We start from the raw sequence: 16,713 nt of genomic DNA on the forward strand, positions 1-16,713 counted from the left end.
TCCTTGGCGTTGTCGTCTAAGCTATAGAGTCGATTCCAGCCAAGATACACACTATGAAACTCTCTATCCCTAGTTCACTTTTTACGGGCCAACAAGTTAAACGAGGCGAACAACGTGCTGCGCAACTCGCCGGCGTAGAGATGTACACCTTGATGCAACGTGCGGGCGGTTCGGCTTATGACTTGCTCAAGCGACTCTATCCTCAAGCCTCACGTTTGTTGATACTCGTTGGTAGTGGCAATAATGGTGGAGATGGTTTCGTTGTGGCCAAACTCGCTCAAGCGGATGGCATGAACGTCACCGTAGCGCTATACGGGGACGAGTCCAAGCTCGCGGGGGATGCGCTGAAGGCTAAGCAAGAGTGGCTGAACTGCGGCGGAGAGTTTACCTCTCTTGAGTCTCTTGACCTAGAGAGGCTCGATGTTGACGTGGTAGTGGATGGTTTGCTGGGGACGGGGCTTTCGGGCGATGTTCGACTACCACTCCAGAATCAGATTGAGCGCGTAAATCATCTTGATCTGCCTACCTTATCAATTGATCTTCCGTCAGGTCTGTGTAGCGATACGGGACGTGTATTCGGCAAAGCGATACGCGCCAATCACACCATAACGTTTATCGGTGTAAAACAGGGTTTGATGACGGGACAGGCGCGTGAGGTAACAGGGCAAATCCACTTCGCAGGATTGGGGGTAGACGGAGAATTTCTTCAGTGTGAAAAAGCGTCTAGCTCTCTGCTCGATATCGATGAGATGCGTGACGTATTGCCGCGTCGCAAACCCACAGCCCATAAGGGGCATCATGGGCGCTTGCTTTGTTTGGGGGGCAATGAAGGTTTTGCTGGTGCGATAAGATTATGTGCGAGCGCCGCCGCACGTAATGGAGCTGGGTTGATTAGAGCACTATGCCATGCCCATTCCAGCATCGCTCTTCAGGTCAGTTGTCCTGAGGTGATGACTCAAGCTTGGAACCATCAACACGATACTTTGCACCACGCGATATCAGAGGCTGATGTCATTGCGATTGGCCCAGGGTTAGGTAAGGATGAGTGGGCGCAAGAAATTTATCGAGCAACGGTCTGTGTCGACAAGCCCAAAATCGTTGACGCCGATGGACTCAACCTGTTGGCTTTTGACTGCCATCGGGATCCGTTACGAATTATCACACCGCATCCTGGGGAAGCCGCAAGATTACTGCAATGCAGTGTCAAGCAAGTGGAGCAAGATCGATTCTCGGCAGTGCGTGAGTTGCAAGCGAAGTTTGGCGGTGTCGTCGTCCTAAAGGGTGCTGGTACCTTGGTTTGCGACGAGACGGATATCTTTGTCTGTTATGCGGGTAATGCAGGTATGGCAACAGGTGGAATGGGCGATGTACTAACAGGGATCATCGCTGCGATGCTTGCACAAGGTCTTGGGTTGGTTGATGCCGCGAAAGTGGGAGTGCTGCTCCATAGCGCGGCGGCAGATGAACTGGCACATCAAGAAGGCCAAATTGGCTTGTTGGCGAGTGATGTGGTGCACCACTCTCGTACGGTTCTCAATAATTGGCTTTCTGACTAATAATCGAACTTTTTTCAGCCATTTCTGTGACTTCGATTGTTATTTCACGCTAATCCGTTACAATGCTTGCTCGTTCCTGAGTTGTGCATCCGTATTTGCATATAAAAGGACAAATCCTCTTGTCTTTAACGCCTTGATTTTCTAGTTAAAGATACGTTTTAAATACACGTGTTGCTTGGTGTGCAACACCACTGTAAAGGACAGTTAAATGCCTATTATTACTCTTCCTGACGGCAGTCAGCGTCAATTTGACAACCCAGTTTCTACTCTTGATGTTGCTCAATCTATCGGTCCTGGTCTTGCGAAAGCAACCATTGCTGGACGTGTAGATGGTAATCGTGTTGACGCTTGTGATCTTATTGAACAAGACGCAAGCCTAGAAATCATCACAGTAAAAGATGAAGTTGATGGTCTGGAAATCGTACGCCACTCATGCGCTCACTTGCTAGGTCATGCGATCAAGCAACTTTTCCCTGAAGCGAAAATGGCGATTGGTCCAACTATCGATAGCGGTTTCTACTACGATATCGACTTAGAGCACTCACTCACGCAAGAAGATCTTGAAAAGATTGAAAAGCGTATGCACGAGTTGGCAAAGACTAAGTACCAAGTGATCAAGAAAAAGGTCAGCTGGCAGGAAGCACGCGATGCATTTGAAGCTCGCGGTGAAACATACAAGATGGAAATCTTGGACGAAAACGTTGCACGTGATGATCGTCCAGGCTTATACCATCACGAAGAATATGTCGATATGTGTCGTGGTCCACACGTTCCACACATGGGATTCTGTCAGCACTTTACCCTACTGAATGTAGCTGGTGCTTACTGGCGTGGTAACAGTGACAACAAGATGCTGCAACGTATCTACGGTACTGCATTCCACGATAAAAAAGCGCTTAAAGCTCACCTAACTCGTTTAGAAGAAGCGGCGAAGCGCGACCACCGTAAAATCGGTAAGCAATTAGACCTATTCCACATGCAGCAAGAAGCACCTGGTATGGTGTTCTGGCATCACAATGGTTGGTCTATCTTCCGTGACCTAGAAGTATTCGTTCGTTCGAAACTAACAGAGTACGGTTACCAAGAAGTAAAAGGTCCACTTATCATGGATCGTGTTCTGTGGGAACGTTCTGGTCACTGGGACAAGTACGCAGAAGCAATGTTCACTACCTCTTCTGAAAACCGTGACTACGCACTTAAGCCGATGAACTGCCCAGGTCATGTTCAGATCTTTAACCAAGGCCTGAAATCATACCGTGATCTGCCACTTCGCATGGCTGAGTTTGGTTCATGTCACCGTAACGAGCCATCAGGCGCGCTACACGGCATTATGCGTGTTCGTGGTTTCACTCAGGATGATGCTCACATCTTCTGTACTGAAAGTCAGATTCAAGAAGAAGTGACTAGCTGTATCAAGATGGTTTACGATACATACCAAACTTTTGGTTTCGAAAACATCGTAGTTAAGCTATCTACTCGCCCTGAAAAACGTGTTGGTTCGGATGAGATCTGGGATCAATCTGAAGAAGCGCTGAAGCAATCTCTTGAAGCGATGGATATTCCATACGAAATTCAAGAAGGCGAGGGTGCATTCTACGGACCTAAGATTGAATTCACGCTGCATGACTGTCTAGACCGTGCATGGCAATGTGGTACAGTTCAGCTAGACTTCAACCTACCGGGTCGTCTAGGTGCTACCTACGTGGATGAAAATAATGAGCGCCAAGTGCCAGTGATGATTCACCGTGCGATTCTGGGCTCACTAGAGCGATTCATCGGTATTTTGATCGAAGAATACTACGGCTTCTTCCCAACTTGGTTATCGCCAGAACAGGCTGTAATCATGAATATCACTGACAAACAGTCAGATTATGTTCAGGAAGTGGCACAAAAACTACAAAAATGTGGAATTAGAGCTAAAGCGGACTTGAGAAATGAGAAGATTGGCTTTAAAATCCGCGAACATACTTTGAAGCGTGTACCGTATATGCTTGTTTGTGGCGACCAAGAAATGGAAGCTGGTGAAATCGCAGTACGTACTCGTAAAGGTAAAGACCTCGGTAAGTTTAAAGTGGATGATTTTATTTCCTACATCCAAGACGAGATCTCTACCCGTAAGCTCAATCTGGAGGAATAAACTATTAAAGGCGGAAGACGCGGCCAAGTACCGGCCAAACAAAATGCTCATCGTTTAAACGGTGAAATTCGTGGCGTTCGTGAAGTTCGTTTAACTGGCGCTGATGGCGAATCAGTTGGTGTCGTTTCTATTCAAGAAGCAGTAGCAGCAGCTGAAGAAGCAGGCATGGATCTGGTAGAAATCAGTCCAAACGCTGAGCCACCAGTATGTCGTGTAATGGACTACGGTAAATTCCTCTTTGAGAAGAGCAAATCTGCTAAAGAGCAGAAGAAAAAGCAAAAACAGGTTCAGATTAAGGAAGTAAAATTCCGTCCTGGAACTGATATTGGAGACTATCAGGTAAAACTACGCAACCTGACGCGTTTCCTTGAAGAAGGCAACAAAGTGAAGGTAACAATTCGCTTCCGTGGCCGAGAAATGGCACACCAAGAGATCGGTGTTGACGTTCTAAATCGTCTGAAGGAAGACACTGCTGAAATCGCTTTAGTAGAATCTTTCCCTAAGAAGATCGAAGGTCGTCAAATGATCATGGTTCTTGCCCCTAAGAAGAAGTAATTAACGGCTTTGCAAGTAATTAACCCTGCCGTTGTTAAAACGGCGGGGTTTGTTCGCCCTAATTACTATTGTTTATACAACTCAACAATGCGGAGTTATTCATCATGCCTAAGATGAAAACCAACAAAGGTGCTGCTAAGCGTTTTAAGAAAACTGCTGGTGGTATTAAGTACAAGCACGCTACAAAACGTCACATCCTGACTAAGCGTACTACTAAGAACAAGCGTCAGCTACGTCCAAATGCAATCCTTCCTAAGTGTGAAGTGGCTGCAGTAATTCGTATGCTACCATACGCATAATTCTTTTTAGTTTATTAATCGTTTAGTTTAGGAGAAGCATAATGCCTCGCGTAAAACGTGGTGTACAAGCTCGTGCACGTCATAAGAAAGTTCTAAAACAAGCTAAAGGTTACTATGGTGCACGTTCACGTGTTTACCGCGTAGCTTTCCAAGCAGTTACTAAAGCTGGTCAATACGCTTACCGTGACCGTCGCAACAAGAAACGTCAATTCCGTCAACTATGGATTGCACGTATCAACGCTGCATCTCGTCAAAATGGTCTATCTTACAGCCGTTTCATCAACGGTCTTAAGAAAGCATCTATCGAGATCGACCGTAAGATCCTTGCTGACATCGCGGTATTCGACAAAGCTGCATTTGCAGTTCTAGTTGAAAAGGCGAAAGCTGCTCTTTAATTAGAGTTAGTGATTAGGATTAAGAAAAGGGGAGCTTAGGCTCTCCTTTTTTATGCCCGCTTCTATTGCCGTGCGCTTTACGGCTCTCTGTATCGACGTTGCATTAATATGATGTCTCCGCAGCTCTCCGGAGTAAGGATCGGCTGTTAAGCGATGAGAAGGGAATAAAAAGTGCCAATTAAAATCTAACTCTGCCTGCGGGAACTTTCTTTGTAGGGAAGGGCTAATGTGCACACCAGCATAACCCGCCGAGTGAATGTCTTTTTTGTAATATCGCAATGCGAGGCTTTGCTGCTCTCTTAGCAGTGGAATGGCTTCAACGGCCAAAGTGACGATGCGATTTTTGCCTCCTTTCCCTTGCCAGACGCGTAGAGCCTTGTAATCGAAATCGATATCTTGGACCCGCAGGCGGACGCACTCCATTACACGTAAACCAGACCCATAGTGCAGCATAATGGGCAGTCGATAGCGTGGGTCTAGTTGGTTAAAGAAGCGACGAACTTCCTGCTTTGTGAGAACAATGGGGAGTTTTCGATCTAGCGAAGATTTTTGGAACTTCATCTCGACAGAAAGGGGAGTTCGAAAATAGTCACGATAGAGGAAACAGACAGCATTGAGTGCCAATGCCTGTGTTTTAGCGGCGACGTTTTTCTCGACCGCGAGGTAGGTTAAAAAGTCTTCTACGTGCTGTTCATTTAACTTTGAGGGATGAACCTTGCCGTTAAAGACGATGTATTTTGTGATCCACAGTAAGTAGGCCTCGATGGTTTTGGCCGAATAATGGCGAGCATACATGTGCTCTTTTACGCTAAGCAAAAACTGACTTTTCAACCTAGACCCCGACAGTGATTCGACTGATATTATGTACAGTCCTCTTCTATTCGCACTGTTTCAATAATTAGTCGACACTTTGCCGCCTAATTGCGAAGTAGCCGACACAAGCTCAACCAATTAATCCATTAGTTTCATACTTTTATGTGATAGTATTTTGAAATAGTGAGCGATTAAGCATGCAACGTATAAACCGATTAGTAGTGCACTTTGCCTGCTAATAAGCGTTAGCCGTCAATTCAAATTATTGTAACCTCAACGAGTATTGGAATATGAGTATAATATCTAGGAAATTCAGTGCGAAGATAGCTAGTTTAAAAAATGAATTCGAGGTTAATCAAGACATTGAGCATCAAGGTGTTAAAGGTGGCTTTAACGAGATTGAACTGGCTAGTTTAATAAAGGATGTGATTCCCCAAAGGTATCAGGTTACAAAGGGCATTATTGAAAACTCAAAAGGTGAGCAATCACATGAAACGGACATTCTGATATACGATAATGAAATATTACCACTCTACATGAAAAACGATCTAACGTTTGTTCCTGTAGAAGCTGTAAAGTATAACTTTGAAGTAAAAAGTACATTAAATGCGACCGAAGTAAAAACTACAATTGAAAAGTTCAGGAAGTTCAGAGAGATCGGTGGTTACGCACCCACAGTATTGTTTGGTTTCTCAAGTGATATAAAAGGAAGCGAGCTTAGTAGGCTCAAAAAGTATGATCCTGACTTTTTTATCAACCCTTCAGTAAGTGTATTGTGCACCTCAAATAAGAGTTACTACTTTAAAAGTGTAACGACGCACTACCTTAAAGACTATGCAAAAGTTTCTGATTTTCTAGCTTCAACCAAAGCGTCTGGCGGTATGGATTTGAACGGTGCTGCTGAAGCAATGAGAGCGCTAATGAAAAATGATGATGCATTGTCTATGATGAGCCGGTCTCAATTCGCTTTAGCTATTCATAGTTTAATTATAATGAATGACCACATATCAAGCATAGATGATAAAGACTTGGTAATTAATGGTCATAAACTTAGCGAGATCACTTTTAAAATCCACAAATGGGTGGGCGTCGAAGCCTGTAATAACGAAGTAGAGTTAGGTTTTCTTTCGGGAATATCAAACACTTTATCTAAAGGTAACTTCGGTCAGTATTTATTAAGCTCTGCAACTCATGAATCAAAAGTGTACGCAATATGTTATGAGGATATGTGGGGTAATTTAAGTTGTCAGGACTTCAATGAAAATGGTTTACACTATGACTGTGATAGCGCTAGCTATAGTTTTCAAACGTCGCAGGAATCGAGTAAAATTATTTTCGATATAACAGCTCCAACAGACGGCTAACAAAGCATTTAAGAGTGATTCGCAACGCTTGGCAGTTTCGCTTCGCTCAAGTATAGCCAAGCGTCGCTCACACCTTAATGCGGCGTTATGCAATTCGGGAATATAGGAGTATATAGGTGATTTTTCACTACCAAACATTGGTAGCTGGTTTGATTGGCTTCGTTGGGGTTATTCTTTCTCTTATCGCAAATGGCTACTTTGCTAGAAGACAAGAAAGAGAGCGTATCGCCCACAATAAGCTCACAATATTGGCGGCCTTAAAAGCTGAGTTAAGGGTGAATCTTGGTACATTTGAAGCACGAGCAATTCAACTTGAGCGTCCTTTTAATTACGAGGGTGACGGTTATCTACCTTTAGTTGTGTTTAATGATGTATATCAGCAACTACTTAATCAACTTGGGTTGCTTGATGAAGAACACGCTGAAAGTATTATTAAAGTTTATTTGGCAATTGAAGAGCTCCCATCAACAATGGAGCTCCTGAGTGAACTAAATATTATTAATGACCAGTTTGTTCAGTTTAGAAATCCTGAACAGAAAGCCTATGCAGCAAGAAAGTATAAGGAATTGGCTTCATTAATTAAAGAAGCGATCGAACAGCTCTCATAATTGCATAACAATAAATTTAAGAGTGATTCACAACGCTCGGCGCTTTCACTTCAAGCAAGTTTAGTGTTTATGGCACAATGCTTTAGCTAAGGTGTAAGCGTTGTTCACACCTTAATTTGGCGTTATGTAATAGGGGGCAATTTGGAAGTTTCGTTCAGTAATTGTGATATCCGAGCCTATCGAAATCAACGTGATCGGATGGTGCTTCATTGTCAAACAGTGGTATTTATAGATTGTGGCGGTTGGCACTTTCCGAGCGACTATTTAACCCAAACTCGATTTTATGTGGTCCTGTCTAATGGCGAAGAACTGGAGTTTGAAGTACAGATGTACTGTGATAGTGAGTTTGCATTTAATGGGACTAACAATACCTACACATTCAAGTTAAAGGCAACGACTCACTACCATGAGATCGAAGATCAAGTTGTTATTCTAGGTATGTCTTCAGATATAGACTTTCCTCATGGCTTAACACCTATTAGGCACAAGCAACTAGGTGTAATCAGAAATACTGCCAATTAGAATTATTACATAACAATAAATTTAAGAGTGATTCACAACGCTTGGCGCTTTCACTTCAAGCCAGTTTAGTGTTTATGGCACAATGGTTTAGGTAAGGTGGTTGCGTTGTTCACACCTTAATTTGGCGTTATGTGAAAGGAGTAAATAATGAGTTCTGAAAACATCAAAAATGTAGTTTTCGACATCGGTAATGTTGTTGTGCGTTGGGCTCCTTTAGAGATAACTCGGCTTACTTTTGGCGATAGCCCTTCCCTAGAAGAGAAAGCGAAATCGATATTTCAGTCTGATATTTGGTTAGACTTGAATAAAGGGCTGCTATCTGAAAACGGTGCTAAATCTCAGTATCGCAAGGAGCTAGGTTTAACTGAATTAGAATGTGAGCGCCTGTTTTACTACGTAAAGCAAACTCAGATTTTGATTTATGGCTCTGTCGAACTCATTAGACGCTGTAAATCTGCCGGATATCACGTCTTTGCATTAACTGATAACGTCCATGAAATTGTGTCTCACTTAAAAGCGTTTTATACATTTTGGGACCTATTTGAAGGCGCAATAGTTTCAGCTGAGGTTGGTCTATTGAAGCCACAACCTGAAATTTACGAATTGCTTCTTTCCCAGTACGGTTTAAATGCTTCAGAAACCGTCTTCATTGATGATATGCCATATAATGTGGAAGGCGCAGAATCAGTTGGTATAAAATCTATTAAGTTCGAAAGTGCCTCTCAATGTGAGCAAGCTTTAAAGTCTTTGGGAGTTCAGTGCTGATGGCAAAAAATTCACATAACAAAGCATTCAAGAGTGATTCGCAACGCTTGCCGTTTTCGCTTCGCTCAAAGTATAGGCAAGCGCCGCTCACACCTTAATGCGGCGTTATGTGCATGATTTACTGTGAATAAACTCGCATTGTTTATTGAATCTCACTTTCATTCTCTAGTTTTCGTGAACAATGAGAGAAGGAGGTTCCATGATGCGTAAAATCAAGTTTATCGCTCATTCCCGAGCGCTTTCTTTCAGCCTATCGTCCGCCTTTGGCGGTGCGTCCATCTTACTGATAATGGACTTTGCTTTTTCTATGGAGCAAAGCCTAATTGCTTATGGCTTCGTGCTTGTTGGTGCTATTATTCAGTACATTTCTACTAAACGTAAGTGTGATAGCAATCTGACAGTGGACGCTCAAGAAGTCTACTTATTTGGTATACCTGCTGCCTTAAGGCATCAGAAATCAATAGTAGGTCGACCTTATATTCGCGTTACGTCTTTGACTCAAAAAGGTTATCACAGAGTGAAGGTCTTTGAGTCTTGGGTTTCTGAACAAGATTGGCAGTTCATGCTGGCCAGATGCACATAACAAGCAATTTAAGAGTGATTCACAACGCTTGGCGCCGTCACTTTAAGTCAGTTTAGTATTTATGGCACAATGCTTTAGGTAAGGTGGTTGCGTTGTTCACACCTTAATTTGGCGTTAGGTGCTTGGAGGAAATAATGAATTCAAAGGAAGTTGTCCTAGCTTTTTGGGATGCGATGAAAACTAATGACTTTGCCAAAGCTAGTGAGTGGCTTAGTCCTAATTTCGAAGGCTTTTGGCCTCAATCAAATGAACTTACAGTGGGTAGGGAAAATTTCACAGCTATCAATTCTTATTACCCTGCAAATGGTGTTTGGGAGTTTGAAGTTCATTCGGTAGTCTGTGACGGTGCAACGGTCGTAACTGATGTATCGATTACAGATAGTGTTCAAAAAGCCCGCGCTATTACTTTTCATACCGTTGAAAACGGTTTAATCATCAAGCAAAAAGAATTTTGGCCTGATCCTATGGAAGCACAAGAATGGCGCTCAAAATGGGTAAAGGTCGTACATGAATAAGCTACGCACCCATACAAAGCATTTAAGAGTGATTCGCAACGCTTGGCAGTTTCGCTTCGCTCAAGTATAGCCAAGCGCCGCTCACACCTTAATGCGGCGTTAGGCAAATAGGAGTAAATATGGACATTGCTGTACTAACTTTTGACGGATTTAATGAACTGGATTCATTTATAGCTGCGGGCATTCTGAACCGAATGAAAGACGCTGGTTGGAATGTGCAAATAACGAGTCCATCTCAATACGTTACTTCAATGAACGGAGTTACAATCCAATCTCAACAACCTCTTGAGTTTGCGAATCATGCCAACGTCGTCTTATTTGGTAGCGGCGTACTAACGCGCGATATTGCACAAGACCGAGATATACTTTCACGGCTAAAGCTTGACCCTAAAACCCAGTTAATTGGTGGGCAATGTTCAGGTACGTTGCTCATGTCAGTACTTGGTCTACTGCATCAAATGCCAGCTTGCACCGATTTAACAACGAAACCTTGGGTTGTCGAATCAGGAATCACTGTTTTAGAACAGCCCTTTTATGCTAAAGGTAATCTAGCGACAGCAGGTGGTTGTTTGTCATCAAAGTACTTGGCTGCGTGGGTAATTAGCAAGTTATCGGGTAGGGCTGACGCTGAATCGGCAATTCATTATGTCGCGCCAGTCGGTGAAAAAGAAAGCACTGTTCAGCACTGTATGTCAGTAGTAGGTGCATATCTATAAAAATTTCCCATACAAGCGACTGTGACGAATTCGATGCAAGCAAAGTACGGCTTGTTGCTCTTCACTTTTTACCGAAACAAAACGGGTTTTCGGTCTTGAAACAGCCTCGCATATCGCTTCGGCGTCGTTCGCATCGTTCTTCTCACTTTGTCGGTATGGAATGTTATGTGCCTAGTGTGATTTGTCTGACATTATGTGCAATTAGATGTCTATATTATGTGCGGTGGTCATTCATAAGGAGTGGTTATGGCACTTACAAGTAAAGTCAAAGTTGTTGTTTCCTTTGCCGCTATGGCGATATCTTCGGTTTTTCTAGCTCTAGACTTATTTGGCGTAATTCCTTTTCTGGTTTTAGTTATTTCCTTTTTCACAGCAGTTATTCAAGGAGCTCTTTGTTTCCTAGGATATAAAGATGGAGACATGTTTGAAGCATATCAGGACTTTGAGCGCACAGAGGCAACAGCCTTTACAAATTTGCTCAAGGATAAAAAGGAATGTGACAAACTTTGAAGGCGGAACATAACGATAAATTTAAGAGTGATTCACAACGCTTGGCGCCCTCACTTTAAACAAGTTTAGTGGCTATAGCACAATGCTTTAGGTAAAGTGTCAGCGTTGTTCATAGCTTAATTTGGCGTTATATCTCATTTACATCACACATCTTAACTGTATGTATATACATGAATCTGCGTTGGTATATTATTCTGCGATCTTTTCGTTATAGAGTTATAAAATGACCAACCACCTAGAAGCTGGCATCAGAGAGCTAGTCGAAGAATTTCAATCTAATGGTAAACCTTGCCCTTCAGCACAAACAATCGCTGAACGCCGTGCTGGTTATATCGGTAGCACCGCACTAGCAGGCGAGAGTCCTAAAATTGAAAGTGAATACTTAGATGTACTTAATGGTATTCCAGTTAAGATTTACAAGCCCACAAGTGAAGCGAACTTACCTATCGCGGTCTATTTTCATGGCGGTTGTTTCATCAGTGGTGGTTTTGAAACACATGATGTTCAGCTAAGACAAATTGCTCTTCAGTCCAACGCTATAGTGGTTTGCATTCAATACAGACTGGCGCCGGAATATACTTATCCAGCAGCACATGACGATGTATACCAAGCTGTACTTGGTATTAAGGATCAAGCGCATAAGTATGGTGGTGATTCAGAGCATTTGGTATTTATAGGTGATAGCGCAGGTGGGCAGTTAGCTTTGGCTACGACGCTTAGGCTAAAGAAGCTAGAACAGTGGTTACCTCGTCAGCAGATTCTTATTTATCCAATGTTGGATCCAAAAGGTAGTACGCAGAGCTACAGAGAAAACGGTTCAGATTACATTATAACGGCAGATATGCTTCTTTCTGGTTTCGAGCTGTACGCGAACTGCAGCGGTCAAGAAATTAATGAACCAGAGCTTAACCTTTTAAACGGTGACTTTAGTGGTTTGCCTATCACTACTATTATCACAGCAGAGTTTGACCCATTATGCGATGAGGGCGAGCAACTATACAAATTGATGCTTGCACAAGGAGTTGACGTTTACCTAGACCATTATTTAGGTGTCATTCATGGTTTCTTTCAGTTATCTGGCGTGTGTAATTCAGCAAAGCGTTGTATCACGGCAATTGCAAACCAAATAAAAAACCAGATATAACAAGGCGTTACAACCCATTTGAGTACGCCATATATTAAGGATTGAAATGGAAGAATATTGGAACCCGATGGTGCCTGAGTTGTCGGTATCTAACTTTACTAACTCTATATATTTTTATTGTGAAATCATTGGCTTCAAAATTAGAAATCAGAGAAAAGAGCCAGATTTTGTTTACCTAGAGCTTGAGCAAATTCAAATTATGTTGGAGCAAATCCACGATGAAGCATGGGTGACAGATGAGTTGGTTTGGCCACTTGGAAGGGGTGTGAATTTTCAGATTGAGCTTTCTGATATTGCACCAGTGTATGAACGAGTTAAGGCTTCTAATATTAAACTCTTCAGAGAACTAAAAGAAACTTGGTACGACGTGGGTGAGTGTTTGTCTGGACAAAAGGAGTTCCTTGTCCAAGATCCCGACGGTTATTTGTTAAGGTTTTCGCAGTACTTAGGTGAAAAACCTAAGGCTAAAACTGCGTTATAGCAAGGCATTTAAGAGTAATTCGCAACGCTTGGCAGTTTCGCTTCGCTCAAGTATAGCCAAGCCGCTCACACCTCAATGCGGCGTCATGTGAATAGGAAAAATAATGACATTACGAGTAGTTCCAGAGCTGTACTGTATCGATATAAATGTGAGCAAAGTTTTTTTCACAGATATTCTCGGTTTTTCCGTCAAATATGAAAGACCAGAAGAACAGTTTGTATATTTGACACTAGATGGTGTCGATTTAATGCTAGAAGGTCTATCGAGTAAAAGCCGAAAGTGGCTTACTGGTAAACCCGAGTTTCCACTGGGCTGTGGTGTGAACTTTCAGTGGGACGTTAACGATATTGAAAGCTTATATAGTGAAGTTTGCTCGAAATCTAATGACTCGATTTATCTAATGCTTGAATCTAAATCGTATGAATGTGGTACCAAGTCTGTTATACAAAAGCAGTTCATTGTGCAATCGCCAGATGGGTACTTGTTTAGGTTTTGTCAGGATGTTCTTTAACAGAATTTCCCATACAAGCATTTAAGAGTGACTTACAACCCTTGGCGATCTCAGTTTAGACTCGGCTTTAGTGTTTAAGGTGCAATGGTTTGAGTTAGGTGTTTAGCGTTGTTCACGCCTTAATTTGGCGTTATGTGTCCTTTGAAAATCCGATAATATAGTGATCTTTCTGCATATTTTAATTGGTCGTTTTGTCATTTGATTGGCGAGCAATTAGTCTGCTTTAGAAGAATTACACTTTCGTGAGGTTCATATGGCAGAGCTTGGTTACTGTTCTATTAATAACTTAAAGTTATCTAGTCGAAGTCGGGATTCCGTAAAACAAATTCAAAGTATTATAGAAAGTAGTCGGTTATTTACCCTATCTTTATCAGCGGTTCTCATTTTAGACATTTTTTTAGGCCGTAAGAATGCCGCTAATCAATTGATCGACATAGCTGCATATGATTGGGTAGAGTTTGGTAAACTGGCTCAAGCTAGCGGTGCTATTACGAAAAAACGGATTCGAGATATAGCTGAACCTATGACGTGGATGACACAAGGAGAAGAAGGTGAATTTTGGAGGTGCGTTAGTCGTGCTGCACTATAAATTATTTTTGGCATTATCGATTTTCTCTGTTTCTGGCTGTGCCGCATCATTCGAAGAAAGGTTCGAAGACTATGCAAATAAAATTGAGGAATGCAAAGTTATTGAACTAGAAAACTCAGAGAGTTTTCCAATGACTCCTTGGTTTGTCTCACTGAATGAAGAAGATCAGAAAAGAGTCGTGTTGTATCTATCTATAGACAATAGAGATAATTGCTCAAAAACTGAAAGAGAGGCTTTGAAAGACTCTGAAAGTCAGTTGTCTCAAGAGCAAAAATCACTATTTGATGCTATGGGAGTAACAGAGCTCCCAAATCATGCACAATACATTGATGGCCTTGATCTAAAGGAAATTCAAAAGATTCAGTCACTATATGGAATGCCGTTTGACTCAATTAAGTTAGGTGAGTCTCTAGGTCTTTTAAGGTAATCAGTGACCGGGAACATAACAAGCAATTTATGAGGGATTCACAACGCTTGGTACTTTTTTGCTTCTACTTCAGTTTTAGTGTTTATGGAACAATGCTTTAGGTTTGGGCGGAGGCGTTGTTCACACCTTAATTTGGCGTTATGATTTTTATCGAAATGGGGAGGTTGTATGGCAATATCATTCGAAAGTCAGAGGCTGACAGTAGTAGAAGTTGCTGGTGGACTTGATTTGTCTAAACACTCATATTTGCTAGAGCGAATTCCTCAACTCCTCACGCCAGCAGTTGTAGAAAATCTTCCTCCATATTTCCACGAGATAGGTTCTAGTGAACAAGCCACAATCTGGCTTGAGCGAATGTTGTCAGAGAGCCGCTTACTTCAAGTGGAAACCGAGGAGCACAATCTAATAGGCTTCCTGTTCGCTTATTTGGAAAATGATGAGTCTGCTCATATCGGTTATTTGCTTGCTGAAGAATACTGGGGACGAGGATTAGCTAGTGAATTACTTCAAGGCTTCATCAATGAAGTCGAGAAATCCGAATCATGGTTAAAACTCATAGGCGGTGTTGACCAATCTAATATTGCTTCAGCGAAGCTACTCAAGAAGCTGGGTTTTATAGGGCAACCTGCTAATGAGAGTAGTGTAGTTTTCTATGAATATACGATTTCTCGGCCGCAATCATAACAATCAATTTAAGAGTGATTCACAACGCTCGGCATTTTTGCTTTTACTTCAATTTTAGTGTTTATGGCACAATGGTTTAAGTAAGGTGGCTTGCGTTGTTCACACCTTAATTTGGCGTTATTATCTATCCGTAGTTGTAGGTTTGGAGAGTTAGGTGTACGAAACCCGTAAAGCTGAAAATAGTGACTATGAGTTCCTATTCGAACTTAAGAAATCAGCAGAATTTGAACCAATCAAAGCTGTATTTGGTTGGGACGAAAGTGTTCAAAGAGAAATTCATCACAATGAGTGGGGCGAAGAAAAGCCAACCATAATCGAAGTCGATGGAGTCGCAGTAGGCAGTTACTTGGTGCAGTGCCATTCTGAGTATCTGTACTTTGGTCGTTTTTTCCTATTACCAGAATATCAGGGTAAAGGAATTGGTAGCCAAGTATTAAAAGCGGTCATTGAGCTTGCTGCACAAAAGTTGTTACCGATAAAGCTTTGCTACTTACAAGGAAACCGAGTAGGGCAACTTTACAAAAGGTTTGGCTTTGAGGTTACAGGGCAGGACGAACAGTTCGTGTACATGCTCAAACCACGCTTATAACAATAAATTTAAGAGGGATTCTCAACGCTTGGTATTTTTGCTTTTACTTCAAATTTAGTGTTTATGGCACAATGCCTTAGGTAAGGCGTTGGCTTTGTTCACACCTTAATTTGGCGTTATGTTTATCGACATACTGTGACTTCTATTCAGTGTGCACCAAGTTTCTCAATGTGTTGGCTTTTATTGGTTTAAACTGCCTTCACATTTGTTAGTTTGGAGTTCATATGTCTTTAAAAGACTACTGTTCCGTTAAAGGACTGAAACTCTCTGCTCGAACATGCGATGGCATCTATTAATCCTGTATTGAGAAAGCAAGTTTACTATCTTGCTCAACAAGAAGAGCTGTTTACTTATGGTGAAGAACAAAAGTTTTGGAAGTGTGTCAGTGAAGCTGCTCTGTAGCATTGCTTTTATATCATTGGTTGGTTGTACGGCTTCGCCTCCAAGTTTAACTCAGCCATATAGTCAGTTAATGGCTAAAAAAGAAGCCTGTTTTGAGAAAGCTAAAAATGGTTTACATTCGTTCCCTGAGTCTCAATGGTTACGAAGTCTAACTGAAAACAAGCAAAAACAAGTACTTAGTTATCTAGCGCAGTATGCTTTCAATTCGTGCATTAGCGAAGAGGTCAATAACGTTGAAATGTCATTGGCAAAGCAATCTGATGACATACAACTGTTTTTTAATCAGTATGTTGGTTTGCATGAGTTCAAGCAAGAGCCTCCAAAAGGCGTTGGTATCCCAGAACTAAACACTCTGCAAAAAGAGATTAAACAGCCATTTATCGCCAATGAGATATACGAAAGTATAAGATAAACATACAACGCGTTTAAGAATGATTCGCAACGTTTGGCATTTTCACTATGCGCTGGTTTTAGTGATTAAGGTGGTATGCAGCGGCTTCGGTATTGCGTTGCTCACCCCTTAACATGGCGTTAGCTATTCTTGAGGT

Annotated in this window: 22 protein-coding genes and 1 pseudogene; 21 read left to right on the top strand and 2 right to left on the bottom strand. The window is 42.1% G+C overall.

The features are described 5' to 3' along the window. Nucleotides 1–53: 53 nt before the first annotated feature. The 5 genes from ACQEXT_RS14080 to rplT all read left to right on the top strand — a co-directional run bounded on the left by ACQEXT_RS14080 (nt 54) and on the right by rplT (nt 4,942). A complete protein-coding gene (locus ACQEXT_RS14080) occupies nt 54–1,556 on the top strand; it encodes an NAD(P)H-hydrate dehydratase (protein ID WP_426952620.1) in 1,503 nt (500 codons plus the stop codon). A gap of 208 nt (nt 1,557–1,764) precedes the next feature. Further along, the gene (gene thrS, locus ACQEXT_RS14085; protein WP_426952621.1) at nt 1,765–3,693 is read left to right on the top strand and encodes a threonine--tRNA ligase; all 1,929 of its coding nucleotides are present in this window, start codon (nt 1,765–1,767) and stop codon (nt 3,691–3,693) included. 3 nt (nt 3,694–3,696) lie between these two features. Further along, nucleotides 3,697–4,248 carry a translation initiation factor IF-3 gene (infC, locus tag ACQEXT_RS14090; RefSeq protein WP_269375890.1) on the top strand — a complete coding sequence of 184 codons (552 nt, stop codon included), beginning with the start codon at nt 3,697–3,699 and terminating at the stop codon, nt 4,246–4,248. A 104-nt stretch (nt 4,249–4,352) separates the two neighbouring features. Continuing rightward, on the top strand, nt 4,353–4,547 hold the full coding sequence (rpmI, locus tag ACQEXT_RS14095; protein ID WP_005377932.1) for a 50S ribosomal protein L35: 195 nt from the start codon (nt 4,353–4,355) through the stop codon (nt 4,545–4,547). 41 nt (nt 4,548–4,588) lie between these two features. Next, nucleotides 4,589–4,942 carry a 50S ribosomal protein L20 gene (gene rplT, locus ACQEXT_RS14100; RefSeq protein ID WP_004401084.1) on the top strand — a complete coding sequence of 118 codons (354 nt, stop codon included), beginning with the start codon at nt 4,589–4,591 and terminating at the stop codon, nt 4,940–4,942. Nucleotides 4,943–4,948: 6 nt separating this feature from the next. On the opposite strand, the gene ACQEXT_RS14105 is transcribed toward rplT, so the two are convergent. Then, entirely contained in the window at nt 4,949–5,773 is an 825-nt protein-coding gene (locus ACQEXT_RS14105; protein ID WP_426952623.1) for an integron integrase, read from the bottom strand. Nucleotides 5,774–6,045: 272 nt separating this feature from the next. On the opposite strand from ACQEXT_RS14105, the gene ACQEXT_RS14110 reads away from it, so the two are divergent. From ACQEXT_RS14110 to ACQEXT_RS14140, 7 genes are all read left to right on the top strand, one after another. Beyond that, nucleotides 6,046–7,119, top strand: a complete 1,074-nt coding sequence (locus tag ACQEXT_RS14110; protein ID WP_426952624.1) for a DUF6602 domain-containing protein — start codon at nt 6,046–6,048, stop codon at nt 7,117–7,119. Between the two features lie 116 nt (nt 7,120–7,235). Continuing rightward, nucleotides 7,236–7,727 (top strand): hypothetical protein, encoded by a 492-nt coding sequence (locus tag ACQEXT_RS14115; RefSeq protein WP_426952626.1) that lies wholly within the window; start codon nt 7,236–7,238, stop codon nt 7,725–7,727. Nucleotides 7,728–7,868: 141 nt separating this feature from the next. Beyond that, nucleotides 7,869–8,249, top strand: a complete 381-nt coding sequence (locus ACQEXT_RS14120) for a hypothetical protein (RefSeq protein WP_426952627.1) — start codon at nt 7,869–7,871, stop codon at nt 8,247–8,249. 147 nt (nt 8,250–8,396) lie between these two features. Then, nucleotides 8,397–9,014 (top strand): HAD family hydrolase, encoded by a 618-nt coding sequence (locus ACQEXT_RS14125; protein WP_426952629.1) that lies wholly within the window; start codon nt 8,397–8,399, stop codon nt 9,012–9,014. A 199-nt stretch (nt 9,015–9,213) separates the two neighbouring features. Next, nucleotides 9,214–9,597 carry a hypothetical protein gene (locus ACQEXT_RS14130; protein ID WP_426952631.1) on the top strand — a complete coding sequence of 128 codons (384 nt, stop codon included), beginning with the start codon at nt 9,214–9,216 and terminating at the stop codon, nt 9,595–9,597. Between the two features lie 134 nt (nt 9,598–9,731). Then, complete coding sequence (locus ACQEXT_RS14135) at nt 9,732–10,112, top strand: nuclear transport factor 2 family protein (protein WP_025818922.1); 381 nt, start codon at nt 9,732–9,734, stop codon at nt 10,110–10,112. Nucleotides 10,113–10,231: 119 nt separating this feature from the next. Continuing rightward, nucleotides 10,232–10,828 carry a DJ-1/PfpI family protein gene (locus tag ACQEXT_RS14140; RefSeq protein ID WP_061058642.1) on the top strand — a complete coding sequence of 199 codons (597 nt, stop codon included), beginning with the start codon at nt 10,232–10,234 and terminating at the stop codon, nt 10,826–10,828. An 18-nt stretch (nt 10,829–10,846) separates the two neighbouring features. Here the strand turns inward: ACQEXT_RS14140 and ACQEXT_RS14145 are convergent. Then, nucleotides 10,847–10,987 (bottom strand): annotated as a pseudogene (locus ACQEXT_RS14145) (IS110 family transposase); the annotation flags it as partial. A gap of 87 nt (nt 10,988–11,074) precedes the next feature. On the opposite strand from ACQEXT_RS14145, the gene ACQEXT_RS14150 reads away from it, so the two are divergent. The 9 genes from ACQEXT_RS14150 to ACQEXT_RS14190 all read left to right on the top strand — a co-directional run bounded on the left by ACQEXT_RS14150 (nt 11,075) and on the right by ACQEXT_RS14190 (nt 16,577). After that, nucleotides 11,075–11,338, top strand: coding sequence for a hypothetical protein (locus ACQEXT_RS14150; RefSeq protein ID WP_331418222.1), 264 nt, complete (start codon nt 11,075–11,077; stop codon nt 11,336–11,338). 223 nt (nt 11,339–11,561) lie between these two features. Next, nucleotides 11,562–12,482, top strand: coding sequence for an alpha/beta hydrolase (locus tag ACQEXT_RS14155; RefSeq protein ID WP_426952633.1), 921 nt, complete (start codon nt 11,562–11,564; stop codon nt 12,480–12,482). A gap of 46 nt (nt 12,483–12,528) precedes the next feature. After that, a complete protein-coding gene (locus ACQEXT_RS14160) occupies nt 12,529–12,963 on the top strand; it encodes a bleomycin resistance protein (protein WP_426952635.1) in 435 nt (144 codons plus the stop codon). A gap of 103 nt (nt 12,964–13,066) precedes the next feature. Beyond that, nucleotides 13,067–13,474: a VOC family protein gene (locus ACQEXT_RS14165; RefSeq protein WP_331428539.1), complete on the top strand. Its 408-nt coding sequence runs from the start codon at nt 13,067–13,069 to the stop codon at nt 13,472–13,474. A gap of 253 nt (nt 13,475–13,727) precedes the next feature. Next, entirely contained in the window at nt 13,728–14,063 is a 336-nt protein-coding gene (locus tag ACQEXT_RS14170; protein WP_426952637.1) for a hypothetical protein, read from the top strand. Further along, nucleotides 14,026–14,490, top strand: coding sequence for a hypothetical protein (locus tag ACQEXT_RS14175; protein WP_138972046.1), 465 nt, complete (start codon nt 14,026–14,028; stop codon nt 14,488–14,490). The genes ACQEXT_RS14170 and ACQEXT_RS14175 overlap by 38 nt, the downstream gene beginning before the upstream one ends. A gap of 168 nt (nt 14,491–14,658) precedes the next feature. Continuing rightward, nucleotides 14,659–15,174 (top strand): GNAT family N-acetyltransferase, encoded by a 516-nt coding sequence (locus tag ACQEXT_RS14180; RefSeq protein ID WP_426952638.1) that lies wholly within the window; start codon nt 14,659–14,661, stop codon nt 15,172–15,174. Nucleotides 15,175–15,328: 154 nt separating this feature from the next. Then, entirely contained in the window at nt 15,329–15,763 is a 435-nt protein-coding gene (locus tag ACQEXT_RS14185; RefSeq protein WP_426952640.1) for a GNAT family N-acetyltransferase, read from the top strand. Nucleotides 15,764–16,235: 472 nt separating this feature from the next. Next, entirely contained in the window at nt 16,236–16,577 is a 342-nt protein-coding gene (locus ACQEXT_RS14190) for a hypothetical protein (protein ID WP_138972042.1), read from the top strand. Nucleotides 16,578–16,713: the final 136 nt, after the last annotated feature.

This window comes from Vibrio sp. TRT 29B02, assembly GCF_050113655.1.
GTDB lineage: Bacteria > Pseudomonadota > Gammaproteobacteria > Enterobacterales > Vibrionaceae > Vibrio.